We start from the raw sequence: 19,829 nt of genomic DNA on the forward strand, positions 1-19,829 counted from the left end.
GCGGTGAACTCGACATCGATCGCCGGCGACGCTCGGGCGTGCGCCGGACGAACCTCGGGTCGAGGAGCACACTTGAACGGGAACGGATCGTCCCTCCCCTTCCGCGGGGAGCTCTTCCTTCGCCTGGCCGACGAGGGGCGATTCGTCGTCGACGCGGCGCAGGCCGACCAGGCGATCGCCGGGCTGGAGCGCACCCTGGCCCAGATCGAGTCCCGGCTGCGGGTGATCCGGGTCTGGCGGCAGGAGCCGGTTCCGCGGACCGACGACCTGCCCGACCAGCTCGTGCGGTTCGTGGTGGGGGCGTTGTTCGCCGATCAGGTCGCCCCCGGCCGACTGGAACAGGCGGCTGTGGAGATCCCCAAGTACATCGAGGCGTTGCGGCGAGCGCGCTCTCCCGGACTCAGCCGGCCGATACGACACTTCTGATCTGCATCACTCGGGAATGCGGTTCGGGATGCGCCGGCCGGTGACCCGGACTCGGATGGCGCCGGCTCGAGCCGGGCCTCCCGCGGGATTATGAGCGAAACGCTCTCACCGCAAGAGCTATTCAGTATTGGACGCTCCGATATCGTCGTGCCACGATGGTCGTGGCAACAAGGTTTCGGCGGCAACGAAAGAGACTTTCCCGACCCGGTCATGCGATTGCCGAAGTGACGGCAGGGCGTCGCCGACGGTCAGCGCCATCCCAAACTGTACCGGCCACTAATGCGGCGGGCGTGTCACCGGAACACATTCCGCTTTTTCATGGGTGCGGTCTGCCACTGTATTTCAAAATTTTACAAAGTGATGCTCATCATCGTTTTCGAACAGGCAGGGTCGCAACGTGATTATCGATCTCACCGGCCTCCGGGCCCTCGTCACCGGGTCGACCAGCGGCATCGGGTTCGCCATCGCTCAGGGCTTCGTGAAGGCGGGTGCCGACGTCGTCGTCAACGGGCTCAGCGACGGGAGCGTCTCCGCCGCATTGTCGAAGATGGATGGTCCGCCGGGGTCGGTGACGGGTTTCGCCGGGGATCTGGGCACCGAGGCGGCCTGTTCGCGCCTGATCGCCGAGCACCCGAGTTTCGACATCATCGTCAACAACGTGGGCGTCTACGGGCCGCAGGACTTCTTCGACATTCCCGACAGCGAATGGGACCGTTTCTTCCAGACCAACGTCATGTCCGGCGTCCGGCTGACCCGGGCGTACGCCCAGGGCATGGCCGAACGGGGATGGGGACGCGTCGTCTTCGTCGCCTCGGAATCCGCCCTCAACATCCCCGTGGACATGATCCACTACGGCTTCACGAAGACGGCTCAGCTGGCGATCTCGCGGGGCCTGGCCAAGCGGCTCGCCGGAACCGGCGTGACGGTCAACGCGGTGCTTCCCGGCCCCACCCTGTCCGAGGGGATGGCCGGCATGCTGCAGACCGAGGTCGACCGCACCGGGAACAGCGTCGAGAAGGTGGCGGCCGACTTCATCGCCGCGCACCGTAGCTCATCGATCATCCAGCGTGCCTCCACTGTAGATGAAGTGGCGAACATGGTCGTTTACGTCAGCTCGAAGCAGGCCTCCGCGACCACCGGGGCGGCGCTCCGGGTCGACGGTGGCGTGGTCGACACGATCGCCTGACCGACCGTCGGCGAAGTAATCGACTTTCCACTGCCGGCAACCGTCGGCAGGCAAGTGTGCACCCGAAGGGAACCACCATGCACCCGATCATCAAGACGATCGAAGAGCGTCAGACGACCAACCTGTTCGACCCCACGCGGACCATCAGCGACGAGGCGATCCACGAGCTGGTTCGCCTGGGGACGAAGGCGCCCTCGTCCTTCAACCTGCAGAACTGGCGTTTCATCGCCGTTCGCACCCCTGAGGCGAAGTCCCGGCTGCGCAAGATCGGCTGGGACCAGCCGAAGATCACGGAGGCGGCGGTGACCTTCGTCGTCGTCGGTCAGCTGGCCGACCACCAGCTGATCGCCGAGCGGCTGCGGCCGGCGGTCGAGTCGGAGCTCATGCCCCAGTCCGTGGCCACGGCCTGGGAAGGCGCGGGGAAGGCGCTCTATTTCGAGCAGCCGCAGCGTCAGCGTGACGAGGCGATCCGCTCCGCGACCTTCGGCGCCAGCACGTTGATGTTCGCCGCCGAGGCGATGGGCCTGTCGTCCGCGCCGATGATCGGGTTCGAGGCCGAAGCCGTCTCCGAGGAGTTCGAGCTGGCCGCGGACGAGTTCCCGGTGATGCTTCTGTCGGTCGGTTTCGCCAAGCCGGAGAACTGGCGGCAGAAGCCGCGACGTGAGCCGGCGCAGATTCTGGATCTGATCTGATCCGACCGCAAGCCGCAGACCGTGAAGGACGTGGACATGGAGACTCGACCCTCAAGCTTGCCCTCGGCTGACGCGACGTTGTCGGTGGAGGAGGAAGACTTCTTGAAGACCTTCCTGAATGCGGCCATCACGGTGCAGCGCAACATCAATGCCGACCTCTCGGAGCACCACGGCAACCTGATCGAATACACCACGCTGCGGCAGCTCGCCGGTGCGCCGGTGCGTCGTATGCGCATCAGCGAGCTGGCCGCGGCCACCCATCTCTCGGTCAGCTGGACGAGCCGGGTCGTCGAGAGATTGGCGAAGCGGGGTCTCGTACGCCGGGAGCTCGTGATCGACGACCGGCGCGGCTGGAACGTGATCGCCACCGATACCGGAATCGACTGGCTCACGTCCGGGAAGCAGTCGTACGCCTCGAGCGTCCGTCGGCACACCACAAGCCTGCTGGACCCGGACACTGTGCGGACGGTGACGGCTGCCGCTCGGGTACTCGCCGGTCTCGGGGATCCGGCTCGAGCTCTCTCGCGGCCGTCCTGACACCTTGTTGCTACTCACCATGGAGTTGAACCGACAATGTCTTTGCGCCATGAGGATCCCCGGGGTCTGCATCCCGTTCCCGGCGTCCTGAGTCACGCCGTCGTCGTCGAGAAGGCCGGCCTGGTCTACCTGTCGGGGCAGATCGCCTGGAACGAGGCCGGTGACCTGGTCGGAGCCGGTGATCACGGCAAACAGGCCGAGCAGATCGTCCGCAATATCGATACGGCGCTCGCCGCCGTGGGCACCGATCGGTCCCGGGTGGTCAAGGAGACGATCTATATCGCCGACTATCGCCCGGACATCGTGGCGCCCATCATGGCCGCGCTGCGCCAAGGAACCGCGACGCCTCCGCCGGCTCAGACCATGGTCGGCGTGGCCGCGCTCTTCGCGCCCGAGTTCCTGGTGGAGATCGATATCGTCGCCGCTCTCTGAGCAGACCGCCCGCATGCGTACGCGAACGCCAGACGTCGCCCGCACCGGGCGAACGACAGAAGGAACCGCTGTGGAGCAGTTTCGCATTGCTGTCCAGGGCGCCGACCCGCTGAGCCACGAAGGCCTGACCAGTTTTCTGCAGAGTCGGCCCGACTTCGTGGTCCTCCCCGGTGACCGCCCGGATGAGGCGCAGGTCACCGTGGTGAGCACCGAACGGTTCAGCGTCGACGTGGCCGCCAAGCTGCGCCGCTCGGCCGCCGCCGTCGGCGTGCCCGTCGTTCTGGTGATCAACGAACTGACCGAGGCGGAGCTGCTCGTCGCGGTCGAGTGCCGGGTGGTCGCGATCCTTCCGCGCTCGACGATCACGGCCGAGCTTCTGGCGCACAGCGTCAGGTCCGCCGTCGCCGGGGGTGCCGTGATGCCCCCCAACCTCATCGGCACCTTGCTCAGGCACATCGAGCGGCTGCAGAACGACGTGCTTGCTCCGAACGGTCTCGGCACTTCCGGGTTGACTTCGCGGGAGATAGACGTGCTCCGCCTGACGGCGGAGGGCTTCGACACCGCCGAGATCGCCGGCAAACTGTCCTACTCCGAGCGGACGGTCAAGAACGTCGTCCACGGCCTGACCCGCCGGCTCAACTTGCGGAACCGATCCCACGCCGTGGCGTACGCCCTGCGCTCCGGCATGATCTGAAGCTTTCGACGGTCCAGGGATGCCCGGGCGATCACACGGGGCTCCGCCCGTGGGATACCCGGGGTCGCGCTCCGGGCGGCTGGCTCAGGGTGAATTCACAACCGGCTGCCGCACCAGCGAAAGGACCGGTGGAATGGCTGTTGAACAGATTCGGGTCGCCGTCCAGGGCGCCGACCCCCTGAGCCAGGCGGGCCTTGTCGCGTTCCTGCAACCCTGGCCCGAGCTCGTGGTTGTCCCCGGTGGCCGCCCCGACCAGGCGCAGGTCTTCGTCGTCGGCATCGAGCGGCTCACCGTCGACGTCGTCGCCATGTTGCGCCGGTCGGCGAAGGAGGTCGGCGTGCCGGTCATCCTGGTGACCGCCGCTCTCGATGAGTCGGATCTGCTGGTCGCGGTCGAGTGCCGGGTGGTGGCCGTCCTGCCCCGCTCGACCGTCACCGCCGACCGCTTGGCGTACAGCGTCAAAGCGGCCGCCGAGGGCGGTGCCGTCATGGCGCCGAGCCTGGTCGGCAGTCTGCTCAAGCACATCGAACGACTGCACAAGAGCGTCCTTGCGACCAACGGCCTGAACGCCTCCGGGCTGAACGACCGGGAGATCGAGGTGCTGAGGCTGATGGCGGATGGCTTCGACACCGTCGAGATCGCCGGCAAGCTGTCCGTCTCGGAACGGACCGTGAAGAACATCGTCTACGGCATGACCCGCCGTCTCGACCTGCGCAACCGCTCGCACGCGGTGGCCTACGCGCTCCGTACGGGCATCATCTGATGTCCGGACAACCGCGGTCCGGTCGGCCGATGCTGGCCGTCGTCAAAGCGATCTTCCTGCGCGGCGTTCCGATCAGCCCGCCGGCGCCGTTCTCCGCACGCCTGGCCCCGCTTAAGGACATCCGCGTCACGCTGACTCTGCCGGCCACCGTTTTCGTGTTCCTCGCGTTCAACGTGGTCTATATCTTCTCGTCGGTCATCACCGAGCGGGCGACCGACGGGTCGGCCGAACCTTTCACCGCCGGCTCCGGCCGGATGGTCAGCGAGCCGCCGCCCTCACCCGGTGCTTGAACGGCGAGGGACCGCCTTGCGGCCGGCCACCGCCGGGTAGGGCGGTTCATCGCGCGATCAGCACCCGTACGCAAGGAGCTCCCATGAGAATCTGGAACGCCGCCTATTCCGCGCAGCCGGCGGAGGTCGTCCGTGTCCGGTCCGCTCGCGAAGTCAGTGCCGCGGTCCGCCAGGCCCGGAGGAGTGGCCTGCCGTTGTCCGTTCTCGGCGGTGGTCACGACTGGGCCGGGCGATCCGTTCGACCCGGAGCCTTGGTCATCGACATGTCGGGCATGCGAACCGTGGTGGTCGGCGACGGGATCGCCGTCTTCGATGGCGGGGCGCGGGCACTCGACGTGATGGAGGCCGCGGTCGACTCGGGCTGTTCGCTGGTGACCGGGACCCAGGGCAGTGTCGGGGCCACCGGCTTGGCTCTGGGGGGCGGTTACGGGCCGATGGCCGGGGTGGGCGGCCTGGCCTCCGACACCATCGTCGGGGCCGAAGTGGTGCTGGCCGACGGGAGCATCGTCACCGTCGACGATTCCCATGAGCCCGACCTGTTCTGGGCGCTGCGGGGCGGTGGCGGGAACTTCGGTGTCGTCACCGCCCTACGGGTGGAACTGCTGTCGATCCCGACCGTGTACACCGGCACCATCATGTTCCACGCCGATCAGGCCATCGATGTGCTGGGCGACTGGATCGACATGGCGCCCACCCTGCCGGACGAGCTGAACGTCCGGCCCGGACTGGCAACCGGCCCGGACGGCACACCCGTGGTGTATCTCGTTCCGACCTGGGCCGGCGATCCGGCCGAGGGCGCGGCGTATTTCGGCCGACTGGAAAGCCTGGGCGAACCGCTGTTGTCGCAGGCGGCACAGGCGCCGCTGACCGAGGGACTGCGGACCGGGGATCAGATGTACGGGCTGAGCGACCGCAGCTACGTGATCCGTACCCGGAGCCTGCCGATGCCGGAGCTGACCAGCGCTGCCGTGGCGGCCCTGGCCAAGGCCGCGGCAACTCGTTCATCTCCGCTGTCGGCCATCAACATGCACCACCTGCACGGCGCGGGCGTCCGGGTGCCGGCGGACAGCACGGCGTTCGCGAACCGGCGTCAACATCTGATGGTGGAGATCATCGCCAGCTGGAACGAGGGCGACGCGGCGCCGCACGAGTCGTGGGCCGAGGACACCGAACGGCTGCTGGACCCGTACGCGTTGCCGGGCGGCTACCCGAACATGATCGGCCCGGACCGGCAGCAGCAGGCCGCCGACGCGTACGGTCCCAACGCTCCGCGGCTGCTGAGCATCAAGCAGAGGTACGACCCTGACGGGGTGTTCTCCGCGACGCCGCTGCCCTGACCGCTGTCCCCGCTTGTCTTCAGGCGATGACCCGCCCCCGCCGTTCGGCGCGGGGCGGGCCACCCATCGGGTCAGTGGGGCAAAGGCGTGGCGGAGAAGACAGACTTCGGGTCGTACCGGCGCTTGAGGTCCAGCAGACGCTCGGTGTTCGGGCCGTAGGAGTGGGCCACCTGCTCCTTGTCCTCGGGGCCGAGCACGTTCGGGTAACCACCGGGCAGCGCGTACGGGGCGAGCCGGCGCGACGAGTCGCGAGCCCACGTCTGGTTGGCTACGCCCTCACCGGCGTTCCACGAGCCGATCAGCTGGATCAGGAAGTGCGGGCTGCGCTGGGCGAAAGCGGTCGCCTCGACGGGCACCCGGGTGGCGGCGCCGTGGAACTGGACGATCTCGATCACACTGGCCGGCGACGTGCGAGCCTCGCCGGCCGCGATGATCGTGGCCACGGCATCGGGGGTGAGGGACGCGATGTTGCGGGTGGCCATGCTGTGGTGGTGGTCGTCGCCGGTCAGCATGGCTTCGCCTTCGCGCAGCACGTCGCTGAACGGCTTGATCCGAAGGTCGGCGAACATCGGGGTGCCCAGTCCGGTGACCCGTTCCATCCACTGCTCGCCCTTCGCCGGATCACCCATCCAGGCCGGGGCGACATAGACGACCGTCGGCCCGTCGGGCAGCGTGACGACGCCCGCCCGGGCACTGAACTCGTCGGGCGCTTCCGCGCAGAGCTCGCCGAAGCCGCGCAGGACGGCGGCCGCCTGGTCCCAGCTGAAGGCCACCGTGCCGGTCAGGGCCGTGGTGAGGGGGTGCGCACGAAGGTGCAGCGCGGTCACGACGCCGAAGTTGCCGCCGCCGCCGCGGAGCGCCCAAAGCAGGTCCGGCTCGTCCTGCTCGCTGGCATGCACGAGATTGCCGTCGGCGAGGACCACGTCGGCGGCGATCAGGTTGTCGGATCCGGTTCCCACGAGGCTGTTCAGGAATCCGTACCCACCGCCGGTGGTGAAGCTGGCGACGCCCACCGAGCCCACTGTTCCCGCGACCACCGAGACGCCCGCTTTCTCGGCGACGATCGCCACGTCCAGGGAGCGGGCACCCCCGCCGGCGACGACGATGTTCTCCGAGACCGTGACCGTGCGCATCGCCGACAGGTCGAGGACCAGACCGCCGTCCCGTACGGAGCGGCCCAGCCAGTCGTGCCCGCCGCTGAGGACGGACACGCCGAGTCCCGACGCCGCCGCCTTGGCCAGGCCCGCTCGGACGTCGTCGACGGAGGCGCTGACGAGCACTTCCGCCGGTTGGTGGTCGACCGCCGGGTTCCATACCTTCATGCTGAGATCTCCTGGTTCATCGATGCCGGCGTAGGAATCACCGCGTTGCCGCAGCCCTACTGAATTGCTTCGGAAGGGGCGAGATCGAGAGACGAAATCACCGATTCAATGTGCTGGCACGGGGCGTACGAATGGCAGCGAATAAGAATCCGCCGACTCAGCCACGAAGGCTACTTGCACATTGGGCGATAAGCCGCAGACATATCTTGACGGGTAATGTTCATTGCCTTTTGGTGCAGCGGCACAGTCGCGAGATCTCGTCGCGTAAGACATCTTGCCCGTGTGCGCGGCCGCCCGGGCGTTCGTGGTCGCTCTGCTGCCCCTTGTGCTCTCGCTCGATGACCCATCCGGGTCAGCGAGGTCCGGGAGCTGGCGCCGAGCTGTCGATCCGGAACAAGGTTGCGGTCATGGAGCTTCGTTACGTCGCCGCCTTCGTTGCCGTAGCCGAGGAGCTGCATTTCGGCCGGGCTGCTCGCCGCTTGCGGATGACGCAGCCGCCCCTGAGCCAGATGATCCGGCAGTTGGAGAAGGAACTCGGTGTCCAGCTGTTCGAGCGGAGCACGCGGGTCGTGCGTCTGACCAGTGCGGGTCAGACGTTCCTCGAGCCCGCCCGCCGGGTGCTAGAGGACGTGGACACGGCCAAGCGGGCGGCGATGGGTGCGAGGGCGGGGGAGTACGGGCGGATCACCATCGGTTTCAGCGGCGCCTCGAGTCACGCCGCACTGTCCCGCCTGTCACAGTCCGTTCGCCGAGCCCACTCCGGGCTCGAGCTGTGCCTGACGGTGCGGAGCTACGCCGGCGCTGTGCTGGAAGCGGTGGCGGACGGGACAGTCGACCTGGGTTTCGTCCGGATGCCGGTCGGCCGGCCCGGCCTGCGCACCCGGGTCATCGGCAACGACGAGCTCGTCTGTGCGCTGCCGGCGGACCATCCGCTGGCCGGCAAGGACGAGATCGACCTGGCCGATCTCGCCTACGACCCGTTCGTCAGCCTGCCCGCGAACGCGGGGTCGACCCTGAGGGACGCGATGATGCGCGCGTGCGAGAACGCGGGTTTCACGCCCAAGGTGGTCCAGGAAGCGCCCGACTCGACCACCGTGCTGGCTCTGGTCTCGGCCGGCGTGGGGGTCACGCTGACCGTGGGATCGGCGGAGCATGTCTGCCAGGGCGGCCTGGTCTACCTGCCGCTGCGTGGCCGTGCCGTCTGGTTGCAGGCCGCGCTGGCGTGGCGGGCGAACAACCCCTCGGCAGCCTTGCGGGCAGTGCTGACCGTCGCCGACCAGGCACTCCCGACCCCGTCGGCGCTGGACATCCCGTGCCCACACGAGTCGTGTGCGCACAACTGACACCCGTGCCGCTGTCATGCAAGCTTCGCCGGACGCGCGTCTGGTTGCTCGAACCCGATTGAGGCTCGCCGGGTGTACAGCCGTCGCGCGAGCCAGGCGGTGAAGATCGCGCTGAGGATCATGTCGTAGCGGCCGAGCAGCGCCACCAGCAGGTCGAGGAGCACGAAGAAGGTGAGCAGACTGACGACCACGCGGACGCCGTCGCTTCCGTACGGACCGGTCAAAGCCAGACGCGGGATCAGGAGAAGGCCGGCGGCAACCGGGAGCAGTGACAGCGCTACACCCAGGGGCCAGGCCGGCCCGGTGCCCGCAACCGTGTAAGTCAGAGCCCAGTGCGCGGATATGCAGGCCAGAGCCAGTATTCCCAGCCCTGGCCGGGGCCGGCGCCCGCGGTCGGCGGACAGCGACGGAACCGGACGCGGCCTGCGGCCCGCTCTGAACGCCGTCACCACGATCGCGGCGAGCAAGGCCCCGGCGGCGAGCAGGACGGCGGCCGGCGGGCGCTGGTCGAACTCGCCGTAGACGATCGGTGTCACAGCCAGCACCGAACCCGCCAGAACAAGTCCCGGCCGGTTCACCCAAGGACGGTTCCTCGCCCGTGGCACGAGCCACTCGACGACGAGGATCGATGCGCAGATGCTGATCGCCATGTGAAAGACCGTCAGGTGACTCGCGACGAGCACGTTGGTGTGCCACACGACGCTGTAAACGCCGATGCCCGACTCGGCCCAGAACTGGGGGAAGAACCAGTATCGGTCGACGATCGCTTCTTCCCATACGGCGTAAGCGGCGCCGAGCAGAACCAGGCCGGTGAACCCCAGGCTGAACCGATGGGCGACCTCGCGGCAGACGAGTGCCCCGCAGCCGTAGAGGGCCATCATGAAGGCGAGGTTCCACGGCAGCAGCAGGTCCAGGGGTGGGCTGGAGCCCGACAGGCCCTCACCGAAGAACGGCGCGAGGACGAGGATGAGCAACACCGGGCTGGTGATGACTCGTCGCAGTCGTCCGGCTTTGCCATCGTCGGTCGTCATGACGTCAATCTCTCAGCGCCAGTCCCTACGGCGCATCAGCCCAAGGTCGGTCGCCGCCCCTACCAAAGTCGGCTCCGGGCAGGTCGCCGTGTGAACCGTCGCTGTCCGGGTAATCGGCTTGTTCAGCTCGCTGCGGTCGATCGGAGGCATGATGACCCACGCCCATGATCGGCTCGGCGACGGAGACCGGGAACTCGACGACGAGGAGGCCGAGCAGGTCGAAGCGGTCCGGCCGCCCGACCTGAATCAGGAGTCGAATCGTTCGGCCACCCGTCTGGAACTGTTCTTCGACCTGGCGTTCGTGCTGTTCGTGGCGCGCTGCGCCGACGTGCTGGCGAAGGACGAGAGCTGGCACGGCGGGCTGGTGTTCGCCGCTGTCCTGACGATCGGCTGGTGGGCGTGGGCCAGCACGACCCTGTACGCCAATCGGTTCGACACCGACGACGCGGTCTTCCGGCTGCTCACGTTGGCCGCGATGGCCGGCGTGGTGGTGATGGCGGCCGCTGTCGACAAGATCGACGGAGGCGTCGGACGATGGTTCGCCCTGGGCTACGTCGTGATCCGCCTCGCGTTGATCGCCGGTTACGCGCGGGCGTGGCGGCATGTGCCGGAGGCGCGCTCGACCGCCCGGCTCTATCTCATCGGGCACGGTCTCGGGGCGGCGATCTGGCTGGTGTCGCTGGCTGTCCCCACGCCGGACCGGTACTGGCTGTGGGGCGTCGGCGTGCTGGTGGACGTGGTGTGGCCGACTGCTGCGGCCCGGCTGAAAGATGCCGTCCCGCTCCATCTGGAACATCTGCCGGAGCGCTTCGGGCTGTTCGTCATCCTGGTGCTGGGGGAGTCGGTCGCCGCGGTGGTGACCGGGGTGCACGACGGCGGGTGGAAGGGGTCCGTGGTGGTCACGGCCGCGCCGGCCTTCATCGTGGCTGCGGCGCTCTGGTGGATCTACTTCGACCTGTCCGGCGGTGCGGCGAAGCGCCGGCTGGCCAAGGAGGGTGACGAGGTCACCAAGCACGGCGTGCACGACTTCTATGTGTACATCCATCTGCCGTTGGCGGTGTCGCTGGCCGCGGTGGCGGTCGGGTTGGAGCACGCCGTGCTGCACGGTGCCGACCCGCACCTGACCGCGGGGACCCGCTGGGTGCTCGGCATCGCCACCGCGGGCTATCTGCTCAGCGCCGCCCTCATGCAGGCACATCTGGGCCGGCGCGTACGCGGAGCCCTGGTCTGGCCGGGCGCCGGCGTCCCCCTGGTGCTGGTGGTCGTCCTGCTCGACCTCTCCCCGGCAGCCACGGTCGGCCTTCTCGCCGCGGTCCTGGTCGCCGGTGTCCTCGCCGGTTTCCAGCTGCACCGTGCCGGTGAGGTACGAACCGCCAAGGTATAGGGCACGCGCCCCGCCGTCCGGTGTGACTCGCGCTGCAGGGGCGAACCCGGGGACAGCTGTGCCGTCGCCATGTACGGGTGGCTCGGATCGTGGGCCATCCGTGATGGAGGCGCATGTGAAGATCTGGGTACCCCACAAGCTCGGCCTGACCTACCTGCACGATCTGCCGGGCGACGTCGAGATCGAGGTCGCGGACGACCCGGCGGCCCTGCCCTCGGACCCGGGATCCGTCGGCTTCCTCGTGCCGACCTTTCTCGACCAGCCGCAGATCCGCGACGTCGTGCCGCGCATGCGCTCGCTGGAGGTCCTGCAGCTGCCGAGCGCCGGCTCCGACGGGTGGACGCACCTGCCGCCGCCGACCACCGTCATCTGTGACGCCCGCGGGCTGCACAGTGCCGCCACGGCTGAATGGGTGGTGGCGGCCGTGCTCGCCCAGCTGCGCGAATTCCCGTTCTTCCGCTCGGCCCAGCTCGCCGGCGCGTGGACGCCGAGTCCGGGTCTCGACCTGGCCGGACAGCGAGTGCTGCTCATCGGCGCGGGCTCGGTGGGCGCGGCCGTCGCCCGGCGCCTGCAGCCCTTCGACGTCGAGCTGACCGTCGTGGCGCGCTCGGCCCGGCCGGCCGAAGGTATCCGGTCGATCGCCGAGCTGCCCGGCCTGCTCCCGTACGCCGATGTGGTGATCCTGGCGGTCCCGTTGACCGAGGCGACCCGGGGTCTGGCCGGGCGGGAGTTCCTGGCCGCTCTGCCCGACGGGGCGCTGCTGGTGAACGCCTCGCGCGGCCCGGTGGTCGACACCGCGGCGCTGCTGACCGAGCTCGAGCAGCGCCGGCTGCGCGCCGCGCTGGACGTGACCGACCCCGAGCCGCTGCCGGCCGGGCATCCGCTCTGGTCGCAGCCGGGCGCTCTGATCACGCCGCACGCCGGCGCGGTGACCGAGAAGCTGCCGGAGCGGGTCTACCGCTTGGTCCGCCGGCAGGTCGACCGCTGGCTCGCCGGGGAGCCGCTGGACAACCGCCTCGCCCGCTAGCGCCTCACTCAGGCGGCGGGCGGACCGAGGTGGACACCAGAACATAGGCGCCGAGCGCAGCGGCCGCGAACAAGGCGACCACCCCGAGCACGCCTGCCAGCAAGTGCAACCATCCGTCCATGGCCCCAGAATGCTCGGCCTGCCCCCATCGGCGCCGCCCGGGCGCGTGAAAAGCGCGTCAACAATGACCGGGCGTGCCGCCGAACAGGGAAGTAAGGGTCCGGCCGGGCATGCCTCCAGCGGCCTGGAGTTGATCTGACATGCTTGTGCCTCGGAGCATGGAGAGGCTGGGATGAATCCGAAAGTGTGGGGTGTCGCCGGCGGCTCGGTGCTGGCGCTTCTGTCGGCCGGAATCATCGTGGCGTCCCAGAATCGTGGCGACGTGACCGGCGACAAGGCGCCCGCCGTCTACAGCGCCGTCGACAATTTCGACACCCTCGACAAGCAGGCCTGGCGCTGCGAGTACAGCTGCCCGGCGATCGAGGAGGGTGAGGCCCGGTTCCGGCTGAACCCCGACGTCGCACCGGACAAACCCGGCTCCTGGTCCAAGCTCGTCTACCAGCCCGCCCGGTTCACCGCGGCCCGCATCACCGTGCGATTCGCGCTCACCGATCGGCCGGAGGGGCGGCCGGTGTGGTGGGGAGTCGCGCTGTGGGACGACGGCCCGGCCGAGGACGGCAGCCAGTTCAACGAAGTCAACTTCGGCTACACCACCGATGAGCCTTTCTCCGACACCCAGTTGTACGTCGAGAGCGCCAAGCTGGGCAAAATCACGTCGATGCGCGTCGACACCGGAGTGGACCTGTACGACAGCGAGTGGCACACGGCGACGCTGGAGTACGACTCCGAGCGTGTCTCGTTCTCCCTCGACGGCCGCCACCTGGAGACCATCACGGATCGTACGGTCATCCCGACCGACCCGATGAGCCTGCTGCTCGGGCCGCGTCTGGTCACCGGTGGCGAGCCGTTGACCGGCGGATTCAAGCAGTCGATCGACCGGGTCGAGATCACCGGCGGCCGGGTGTCCTGAGCGACGGGCACCAGGGCAGTCCACACTCGAGCGCAGCACACCGGCACTGCCCGATCAACGACAGAGGCCACCCTCGCGGCACCGTCTCCTGCTACGACGGAGACACCAGATACGGGGGAGGTATCTCCATGCACCGCATGTCAAGAGTCCTGGCCGTGGTCGTCCTGATCCTGGCGGGCAGTCTCACCACAGCGTCACCGGCGCTCGCCGCCGGCGCTCAACACATCCAGAACGTCCCGACCGGCGCCTGCGTCGATCAGCACTTCAACGCGGCCGGCGCCGCCACCATCACCGTCTACGCCTGGAGCTCGTGCCACAACGAGGGCAACCAGAACTGGGCCTGGGAAGGCGTCGGGAACGGCTGGTACCGCGTGGTCAACAACCGCTGGGACCCCGCGACCGGCCTACGCTGGTGCCTGTCCGCGCCCGAGGGAGCGGCCGACCCCAACCGGGTGTACGCGGAGTACTGCCGAGCCGACCTGCCGGCCAAGCAGAAATGGAAGCCGCTGGTGGTCACGCCCCCGGGCGCCGCTCAACGCATCGTCATCGAGAACGCCCGTCGCCCCGACGTCCTGTGCATGGGTCAGCACGCCATCGAGACGACCAAGGTGTACGTGGCCCCGTGCGTGCCCCATGGCAACACCGCACGGTTCCGTTGGACCCGCTGGTAGCGAACCGATCTGCCGGCCGGTGTCATCATCAGATGCCTAGCTGAGCGCCGGCCGCCCGGCTCGATGTTCATGAGGTCGGGCCGGCACGGCAGGCACCGGCCAGTCCACGGTCACCGTCAGCCCACCGGCCGGGCCGGGTGCCGCGGTCGCTGTGCCGCCGTGGGCTCGGGCCACCGCGGCGACGATCGAGAGTCCCAGACCGGTGCCGTCCGCCGAGCCGACCCGGTCGGTGAGGCGCTGGAACGGTTCGAACAGGCGGGGCACCTCGTACTCGGCGATGACCGGGCCGCTGTTGGTCACGGTCAGCCGACCGGGCGTGCAGGTCACCGCTATGTCGCCGGCCGCGGTGTTGTACGCGATCGCGTTGTCCACCAGGTTCTGCACCAGCCGTTCCAGCAGCACCGGGTCGCCGTTCACCGGGGACGGCTCGGTGGTCACGGTGAGATGGAGTCCCGCCGCCTCGGCGCGGTCGCGGGCGGCCTCGGCCAGGTGTGCGGTCATCTCGCCGAGGTCGGCCGGCACCGGGTCGGTGAGTTCCTGGTCGCCCCGGGCGAGCAGCAGCAGGCCGTCGATCAGCCGTTCGTGCCGGGCGTTGATCACCAGCAGGGTGTCGCCGAGGCGGCGGACGTCGTCGGACGGGTCCGGGTGGCTCAGCGCGACCTCGATCAGCGTGCGGTTGATCGCCAGCGGGGTACGCAGTTCGTGCGAGGCGTTCGCGGCGAAGCGGCGCTGGGCGGCGAAGGCGGCGTCGAGCCGGCCCAGCATGTCGTCGAAGGTGTCCGCGAGTTTGCGGAGCTCGTCGCGGGGGCCGGTCAGGCCGATGCGCTCGTGCAGGTTGCGACCGGCGACCCGGCGGGCGGTCGCGGTGATCTCGTTCAGGGGGCGCAGGGTGCGCCCGGCCGCCAGCCAGGCCAGCCAGACCCCGGCCACGCCGACGCCGGCCAGCGCCAGCCCGCCCTGCTTCAGCAGGGAGCTCATCGTCGCCGCCCGGAAGTCGTCCTGCAGCTTGGCCGCCAGTTGCCAGCGGCTGGTCAGCTCGGTCGTTTCCTCGGGACCCAGCTGGTATGCCGGGACGGCCTGCCGGACCTCGATGCCCTCGGACAGTCCGACCGACATCCGCACCGCCGTACCGTCGATCGGCTGGTCGGCCAGGGCCCGGGCCAGCAGCAGATAGGTGATCGCGAGCAGGGCGGCGCCGGCCAGCAGGAACAGGGCGCCGTACATCGCGGTCAGCCGCAGCCGCACGGTCCATCGGTCACTCATCGGATCTGATACCCCACTCCGGTGACCGTGTCGACCACCTGCGGCGGCCCGAGCTTGCGGCGCAACGTCATCACCACGACCCGGACGACGTTGCTGAACGGGTCGGTGTGCTCGTCCCAGGCCCGTTCCAGCAGTTGCTCGGTGGTGACCACGGCGCCGTCCGCCCGGAGCAGCTCCTCGAGCACCGCGAACTCCTTGCGGGCCAGCCCGACGTAGCGGCCGTCCCGGTACGCCTCCCGGTGCGTGGCGTCCAGGCGCAGCCCAGCCCGTTCCAGCACCGGCGGCGCCGCCGGACGGGCCCGCCGGCCGAGGGCGCGGACACGGGCGACCAGCTCGGCGAACGCGAACGGCTTGGCCAGATAGTCGTCGGCGCCCAGACCCAGGCCGTACACCCGGTCGGTGAGCTCGCCGGCCGCGGTGAGCATGAGGATGCGCACGTCGGCGTCACTCGCGACGACGGCCCGGCAGACGTCGTCGCCGTGCACCCGGGGCAGATCCCGGTCGAGCACGAGCACGTCGTAGGTGTTGACGGCGAGCCGCTGCAGGGCGGCATCGCCGTTGTGGACCGTGTCCACGGCGAGGGCCTGGAGGCGGAGACCCTCGGCGATCGCCTCCGCCAGCACGACCTCGTCCTCGGCGATCAATACACGCATGCGCCCATGGTTACCGGACGAGATATAAGAAACCTGTAAGCCCCGGCGCTGATGCTGATCTTATCGGCGATGCGGTGTGCTTCCGGGCATGACCAGATCACGGCTCACTGCGCTCGTATCGTTGCTCTTCGTCACCATCGCCCTGAGTGGGTGCGCCGACGCGGAGGGGCCCGCCAAGGTCGCGTCCGCCGGCGGCGGGCCCTCGCCGTCGGCGGCTGCCGTCGACACGATCGCGCAGATGCGCGAATACGCGAAATGCATGCGGGACAACGGCATCGACATGCCCGACCCGAACGCCGACGGTGTCTCCGGCCTGCCCGGGCAGGAGGTCGGCTCCGACACCTCGAAGCTGGACGCGGCCGTGGAGAAGTGCCGGTCGTTGCTCCCGGCCGACACCGGCCGGGCGGCCAAGATGTCGGCCGAGGACCTGACGAAGATGCGGGCGCTGTCGAAGTGCATGCGGGAGAACGGGATGGCCGACTACCCGGACCCCGACCCGGAGACCGGCGAGGTCGCCCTGACCGAGGAGAGCATCAGCGGCGAGGCGATGGGCAAGGCCGCCGAGAAGTGCCGGGGCGTCGGGCCGGGCGCTGTCCGCATCAAGAAGGCCGACTGATGGGACGGCGAGCCGCCCTCGGCATCACCACGGTCGCCGTCGTGCTGGTGGGAGCGGGTGCGGCGGCCGTCGTCGCACGCCGCTCTCCCGGCGCGCCGGCCGCTGCGCCCCCACCGGCCACGACCAAGGTGGTGCGCCAGACCCTGTCCGGGGCGGTCACGGTCGATGGAGAGCTGGGGTACGGCGAGACGGTGCCGATCATCTCGAAGGCGACCGGCACGGTGACCTGGCTGCCGAAGATCGGCGCCACCGTCGGGCGGGGTGACGCGTTGCTGCGCGCCGACAACCTCCCGGTCGTCCTGCTGTACGGCACGCTGCCGCTCTACCGGGAGATCCGCCCCGGCGTGCGGGGCCCGGACGTCGTGCTGCTGGAACGCAACCTGCGCGACCTCGGCTACGGGGGTTTCACCGTCGACGACGAGTACACGGCGCTGACCGCGAGCGCGGTGCGGCGCTGGCAGGAGGATCTCGGCCGGCCGGAGACCGGGGTGGCCGACCCGTCCTGGCTGGTCGTGGCCAACGGCACGATCCGGGTCGCGGGGCACGGCGCCCGCCTGGGCGCGGCGGCGACCGGGGAAGTGCTCACCTACACGGGTGCGGAGTCGGTGGTCATCGTGAACGTGGAGGCCGGCGACGGCGGCTGGGCGCGGGCCGGCGTCAAGGTCACCGTCACCCTGCCGAACGGCAAGAAGACGCCGGGCACCGTCACGGCGATCGGCACCAAGGCGGAGCCCGAGGGGGAGGGCCAGGAGCCGACCATTCCCGTCACCGTGACGCTGGGCGCGCGCCCGCCGCTCGGCAAGCTGCGGGAGGGGCCGGTCAAGACCACGTACGTCGGCGAGCGGCGCGAGAACGTCCTCACCGTGCCGGTCGCGGCGCTGGTCGCGCTGGCCGAGGGCGGGTACGGGCTCGAGACGGCCGGTGACGGTGCCGGCCGTTTCCTGCCGGTCGAGGTCGGGCTCTTCGCCGACGGACTGGTGGAGGTACGCGGTGCCGGGCTCGCCGAGGGCCTGATCGTCGGGATGCCGTCGTGATCATGCTGACGAACGTCCACAAGGCGTATCCGGGCGGGGTCGCCGCGCTCGACGACGTGTCGCTGACGGTCGGCGCGGGCGAGATGCTCGCCGTGGTCGGCCCGTCCGGTTCCGGCAAGTCGACGATGCTGCACCTGCTCGGCGCGCTGGATCGTCCGTCGGCCGGCACGGTACGCATCGGCGGCCACGACGTCGCCACGCTGTCCGACCGGTCGCTGTCCACCCTGCGGGCCCGCACGATCGGCTTCGTCTTCCAGCAGTTCCACCTGGCCGCCGGGGTGTCCGCCCTGGACAACGTGGCCGACGGCCTGCTCTACACCGGGGTACGCCGCCGCGAGCGCCGGTCCCGGGCCGCCCGCGCGCTGGAGCAGGTCGGCCTGGGGCATCGCGCCCACCACCGGCCGCACGAGCTGTCCGGCGGCGAGCGGCAGCGGGTCGCGATCGCCCGCGCGGTCGTCGGCGACCCGGCCCTGCTGCTCGCCGACGAGCCGACCGGGAACCTGGACTCCGCGTCCGGGTCGGCCGTGATGAGCCTGCTGCACGACCTGCACCGGGCCGGGACCACGATGGTGGTCATCACGCACGACCGGGACATCGCCGCCGCCCTGCCCCGCCGGATCGAGCTGCGTGACGGACGGATGGTGACCGGGTGACCGCGCTCCGTCCGGCCCGCCTGGCCGGCTCCGACGTGCTGCGGCTCGGCGCCGCCGGGCTGCGGGCCCGGCCCCTGCGCATGATCCTGTCCGCGGCCGGCATCGCGATCGGCATCGCGGCGATGCTCGCGGTGGTCGGCATCTCCGCCTCCAGCCGCGCCGGGCTGGACCGCGCCCTGGCCGAGCTGGGCACCAACCTGCTCACCGCCACCCCCGGGCAGACCCTGACCGGCGAGGACGCGAAGCTCGCGCCCGACTCGCCGGCGATGGTCCGGCGGATCGGCCCGATCCGGTCGGTCAGCGCCACCGGCCGGCTCACCGCCAAGGTCTACCGCAACGAGTACATCCCAGCCGCCCAGAACGGGAGCATCACCGTGCTCGCCGCCCGGCCGGATCTGCTCGGGACCCTCCAGGTGCGGACCGCCAAGGGACGCTGGCTCACCACGACCGTGCCGGGCACACCGGCGGTGGTGCTCGGCTCCGGCGCCGCCGCACGGCTCGGCGTCCACGCCCCCGGCATCCGCGTCTGGCTGGGCGGGCAGTGGTTCTCGGTGGTGGGCATCCTGGCGCCCGCCCCGCTGGCGCCCGAGCTCGACTCGGCCGCCCTGGTCGAGTGGTCGACGGCCACGGAACTGCTCGATTTCGACGGCTCGCCGACGACGGTGTACACCCGCTCCGACGAGGCGGCCGTGGAGGACGTCCGGCGGGTGCTCGGCGCCACCGTCAACCCGGCCGCGCCGTCCGAGGTGCGGGTGTCCCGCCCCTCGGACGCGCTGTCCGCGGCCCGGGCGGCGGACACCGCGCTGAACGGCCTGCTGCTCGGCCTGGGCGCGGTCGCCCTGCTGGTCGGCGGGGTCGGCGTCGCCAACACCATGGTCATCTCGGTGCTGGAACGCCGCGGCGAGATCGGCCTGCGGCGCGCCCTCGGCGCCACCGGGCTGCACGTGTGCCAGCAGTTCCTGACGGAGTCACTGCTGCTGTCCACGATGGGCGGGATCGCCGGCGCGGCGATGGGTGCGCTGGTCACCGCGGGCGGGTCCTGGTGGCAGGCCTGGCCGGTGACGATCCCGCTGTGGGCGCCCGTGGGCGGGTTCCTGGCCACCCTGCTGGTGGGGGTGACAGCGGGCCTCTACCCCGCCGTCCGCGCCGCGCGGCTGGCCCCGACCGAAGCGCTGGCGCATTGAGAGCGACGCCTCACGCGGTGGAGCCTCAGCGGTGGCGTCGATGCGGAAGCGGTCCACCACGTCGGCTGAGCAGCGCCGTCGCCCCCCACCGTGCCGGCCAGCACAACGCTCAGCAGCACCAGACTGCTGATCTTCCACCGTACGGACCAGTTCCGCACTGGTCGCCTCCGGCTGTCGTATGCTCCGACCAGGTGATCGGGTCTGACGAACCAGCCATCGGCTCCGCCGCGACGACGGCTGAGGGCCGGCACGAAGGTCACG

22 protein-coding genes are annotated in these 19,829 nt (G+C 70.0%); 18 read left to right on the plus strand and 4 right to left on the minus strand.

Features of this window, described 5'->3' with window-relative positions; translation table 11 throughout:
• Nucleotides 1-72 precede the first annotated feature (72 nt).
• The 9 genes from HJC40_RS26390 (at nucleotide 73) to HJC40_RS26430 (ending at nucleotide 6,357) form a co-directional block, all read left to right on the plus strand.
• A complete protein-coding gene (locus HJC40_RS26390; RefSeq protein WP_250004704.1) occupies nucleotides 73-426 on the plus strand; it encodes a hypothetical protein in 354 nt (117 codons plus the stop codon).
• A gap of 397 nt (nucleotides 427-823) precedes the next feature.
• The gene (locus HJC40_RS26395; protein WP_250004707.1) at nucleotides 824-1,612 is read left to right on the plus strand and encodes an SDR family oxidoreductase; all 789 of its coding nucleotides are present in this window, start codon (nucleotides 824-826) and stop codon (nucleotides 1,610-1,612) included.
• Between the two features lie 77 nt (nucleotides 1,613-1,689).
• Entirely contained in the window at nucleotides 1,690-2,304 is a 615-nt protein-coding gene (locus HJC40_RS26400; RefSeq protein WP_250004710.1) for a nitroreductase family protein, read from the plus strand.
• 102 nt (nucleotides 2,305-2,406) lie between these two features.
• Entirely contained in the window at nucleotides 2,407-2,841 is a 435-nt protein-coding gene (locus tag HJC40_RS26405; protein WP_250004713.1) for a MarR family winged helix-turn-helix transcriptional regulator, read from the plus strand.
• A 36-nt stretch (nucleotides 2,842-2,877) separates the two neighbouring features.
• Nucleotides 2,878-3,273 (plus strand): RidA family protein, encoded by a 396-nt coding sequence (locus HJC40_RS26410; protein WP_250004716.1) that lies wholly within the window; start codon nucleotides 2,878-2,880, stop codon nucleotides 3,271-3,273.
• A gap of 70 nt (nucleotides 3,274-3,343) precedes the next feature.
• Nucleotides 3,344-3,967 carry a response regulator transcription factor gene (locus HJC40_RS26415; RefSeq protein WP_250004719.1) on the plus strand — a complete coding sequence of 208 codons (624 nt, stop codon included), beginning with the start codon at nucleotides 3,344-3,346 and terminating at the stop codon, nucleotides 3,965-3,967.
• Nucleotides 3,968-4,100: 133 nt separating this feature from the next.
• A complete protein-coding gene (locus HJC40_RS26420; RefSeq protein ID WP_250004722.1) occupies nucleotides 4,101-4,730 on the plus strand; it encodes a response regulator transcription factor in 630 nt (209 codons plus the stop codon).
• Nucleotides 4,731-4,759: 29 nt separating this feature from the next.
• Nucleotides 4,760-5,020, plus strand: a complete 261-nt coding sequence (locus HJC40_RS26425) for a hypothetical protein (protein WP_250004725.1) — start codon at nucleotides 4,760-4,762, stop codon at nucleotides 5,018-5,020.
• 83 nt (nucleotides 5,021-5,103) lie between these two features.
• A complete protein-coding gene (locus tag HJC40_RS26430; protein WP_250004728.1) occupies nucleotides 5,104-6,357 on the plus strand; it encodes an FAD-binding oxidoreductase in 1,254 nt (417 codons plus the stop codon).
• A 71-nt stretch (nucleotides 6,358-6,428) separates the two neighbouring features.
• On the opposite strand, the gene HJC40_RS26435 is transcribed toward HJC40_RS26430, so the two are convergent.
• A complete protein-coding gene (locus tag HJC40_RS26435; RefSeq protein WP_250004730.1) occupies nucleotides 6,429-7,679 on the minus strand; it encodes an FAD-binding oxidoreductase in 1,251 nt (416 codons plus the stop codon).
• Nucleotides 7,680-8,086: 407 nt separating this feature from the next.
• Between HJC40_RS26435 and HJC40_RS26440 the strand changes: the two genes are divergently transcribed.
• Nucleotides 8,087-9,022, plus strand: a complete 936-nt coding sequence (locus HJC40_RS26440) for a LysR family transcriptional regulator (protein WP_250004732.1) — start codon at nucleotides 8,087-8,089, stop codon at nucleotides 9,020-9,022.
• Nucleotides 9,023-9,036: 14 nt separating this feature from the next.
• On the opposite strand, the gene HJC40_RS26445 is transcribed toward HJC40_RS26440, so the two are convergent.
• Entirely contained in the window at nucleotides 9,037-10,053 is a 1,017-nt protein-coding gene (locus HJC40_RS26445) for a hypothetical protein (RefSeq protein ID WP_250004734.1), read from the minus strand.
• 151 nt (nucleotides 10,054-10,204) lie between these two features.
• On the opposite strand from HJC40_RS26445, the gene HJC40_RS26450 reads away from it, so the two are divergent.
• The 4 genes from HJC40_RS26450 (at nucleotide 10,205) to HJC40_RS26465 (ending at nucleotide 14,165) form a co-directional block, all read left to right on the plus strand.
• Nucleotides 10,205-11,437: a low temperature requirement protein A gene (locus tag HJC40_RS26450; RefSeq protein ID WP_250004735.1), complete on the plus strand. Its 1,233-nt coding sequence runs from the start codon at nucleotides 10,205-10,207 to the stop codon at nucleotides 11,435-11,437.
• A gap of 115 nt (nucleotides 11,438-11,552) precedes the next feature.
• A complete protein-coding gene (locus HJC40_RS26455) occupies nucleotides 11,553-12,464 on the plus strand; it encodes a 2-hydroxyacid dehydrogenase (protein WP_250004738.1) in 912 nt (303 codons plus the stop codon).
• A 292-nt stretch (nucleotides 12,465-12,756) separates the two neighbouring features.
• Nucleotides 12,757-13,494 (plus strand): hypothetical protein, encoded by a 738-nt coding sequence (locus HJC40_RS26460; RefSeq protein ID WP_250004740.1) that lies wholly within the window; start codon nucleotides 12,757-12,759, stop codon nucleotides 13,492-13,494.
• 137 nt (nucleotides 13,495-13,631) lie between these two features.
• Entirely contained in the window at nucleotides 13,632-14,165 is a 534-nt protein-coding gene (locus tag HJC40_RS26465; protein WP_250004742.1) for an RICIN domain-containing protein, read from the plus strand.
• 36 nt (nucleotides 14,166-14,201) lie between these two features.
• Here HJC40_RS26465 and HJC40_RS26470 read toward each other — a convergent pair whose 3' ends face one another.
• Nucleotides 14,202-15,428: a HAMP domain-containing sensor histidine kinase gene (locus tag HJC40_RS26470; protein ID WP_250004744.1), complete on the minus strand. Its 1,227-nt coding sequence runs from the start codon at nucleotides 15,426-15,428 to the stop codon at nucleotides 14,202-14,204.
• Nucleotides 15,425-16,081, minus strand: coding sequence for a response regulator transcription factor (locus HJC40_RS26475; RefSeq protein WP_250004745.1), 657 nt, complete (start codon nucleotides 16,079-16,081; stop codon nucleotides 15,425-15,427). The genes HJC40_RS26470 and HJC40_RS26475 overlap by 4 nt, the downstream gene beginning before the upstream one ends.
• Before the next feature lie 88 nt (nucleotides 16,082-16,169).
• Between HJC40_RS26475 and HJC40_RS26480 the strand changes: the two genes are divergently transcribed.
• From HJC40_RS26480 to HJC40_RS26495, 4 genes are read left to right on the plus strand one after another with little or no spacing between them, the layout of a single operon-like run.
• On the plus strand, nucleotides 16,170-16,697 hold the full coding sequence (locus HJC40_RS26480) for a hypothetical protein (protein WP_250004747.1): 528 nt from the start codon (nucleotides 16,170-16,172) through the stop codon (nucleotides 16,695-16,697).
• Nucleotides 16,697-17,731 carry a peptidoglycan-binding protein gene (locus tag HJC40_RS26485; protein ID WP_250004750.1) on the plus strand — a complete coding sequence of 345 codons (1,035 nt, stop codon included), beginning with the start codon at nucleotides 16,697-16,699 and terminating at the stop codon, nucleotides 17,729-17,731. The genes HJC40_RS26480 and HJC40_RS26485 overlap by 1 nt, the downstream gene beginning before the upstream one ends.
• Nucleotides 17,728-18,384 carry an ABC transporter ATP-binding protein gene (locus HJC40_RS26490; RefSeq protein WP_250004752.1) on the plus strand — a complete coding sequence of 219 codons (657 nt, stop codon included), beginning with the start codon at nucleotides 17,728-17,730 and terminating at the stop codon, nucleotides 18,382-18,384. Before HJC40_RS26485 ends, HJC40_RS26490 begins: the two co-directional genes overlap by 4 nt.
• Nucleotides 18,381-19,568, plus strand: a complete 1,188-nt coding sequence (locus HJC40_RS26495) for an ABC transporter permease (RefSeq protein WP_250004754.1) — start codon at nucleotides 18,381-18,383, stop codon at nucleotides 19,566-19,568. The genes HJC40_RS26490 and HJC40_RS26495 overlap by 4 nt, the downstream gene beginning before the upstream one ends.
• Nucleotides 19,569-19,829 lie beyond the last annotated feature (261 nt).

This window comes from Actinoplanes sp. M2I2 (genome assembly GCF_023544445.1).
GTDB lineage: Bacteria > Actinomycetota > Actinomycetes > Mycobacteriales > Micromonosporaceae > Actinoplanes.

Bases quoted from the DNA above. Each gene is read 5' to 3' on its own strand.
- HJC40_RS26485 (WP_250004750.1), top strand. From the start codon at position 16,697: ATGGGACGGCGAGCCGCCCTCGGCATCACCACGGTCGCCGTCGTGCTG.
- HJC40_RS26465 (WP_250004742.1), top strand. From the start codon at position 13,632: ATGTCAAGAGTCCTGGCCGTGGTCGTCCTGATCCTGGCGGGCAGTCTC.
- HJC40_RS26440 (WP_250004732.1), top strand. From the start codon at position 8,087: ATGGAGCTTCGTTACGTCGCCGCCTTCGTTGCCGTAGCCGAGGAGCTG.
- HJC40_RS26420 (WP_250004722.1), top strand. From the start codon at position 4,101: ATGGCTGTTGAACAGATTCGGGTCGCCGTCCAGGGCGCCGACCCCCTG.
- HJC40_RS26400 (WP_250004710.1), top strand. From the start codon at position 1,690: ATGCACCCGATCATCAAGACGATCGAAGAGCGTCAGACGACCAACCTG.
- HJC40_RS26480 (WP_250004747.1), top strand. From the start codon at position 16,170: ATGACCAGATCACGGCTCACTGCGCTCGTATCGTTGCTCTTCGTCACC.
- HJC40_RS26410 (WP_250004716.1), top strand. From the start codon at position 2,878: ATGTCTTTGCGCCATGAGGATCCCCGGGGTCTGCATCCCGTTCCCGGC.
- HJC40_RS26470 (WP_250004744.1), bottom strand. From the start codon at position 15,428: ATGAGTGACCGATGGACCGTGCGGCTGCGGCTGACCGCGATGTACGGC.
- HJC40_RS26475 (WP_250004745.1), bottom strand. From the start codon at position 16,081: ATGCGTGTATTGATCGCCGAGGACGAGGTCGTGCTGGCGGAGGCGATC.
- HJC40_RS26425 (WP_250004725.1), top strand. From the start codon at position 4,760: ATGCTGGCCGTCGTCAAAGCGATCTTCCTGCGCGGCGTTCCGATCAGC.
- HJC40_RS26460 (WP_250004740.1), top strand. From the start codon at position 12,757: ATGAATCCGAAAGTGTGGGGTGTCGCCGGCGGCTCGGTGCTGGCGCTT.
- HJC40_RS26445 (WP_250004734.1), bottom strand. From the start codon at position 10,053: ATGACGACCGACGATGGCAAAGCCGGACGACTGCGACGAGTCATCACC.
- HJC40_RS26450 (WP_250004735.1), top strand. From the start codon at position 10,205: ATGACCCACGCCCATGATCGGCTCGGCGACGGAGACCGGGAACTCGAC.
- HJC40_RS26430 (WP_250004728.1), top strand. From the start codon at position 5,104: ATGAGAATCTGGAACGCCGCCTATTCCGCGCAGCCGGCGGAGGTCGTC.
- HJC40_RS26435 (WP_250004730.1), bottom strand. From the start codon at position 7,679: ATGAAGGTATGGAACCCGGCGGTCGACCACCAACCGGCGGAAGTGCTC.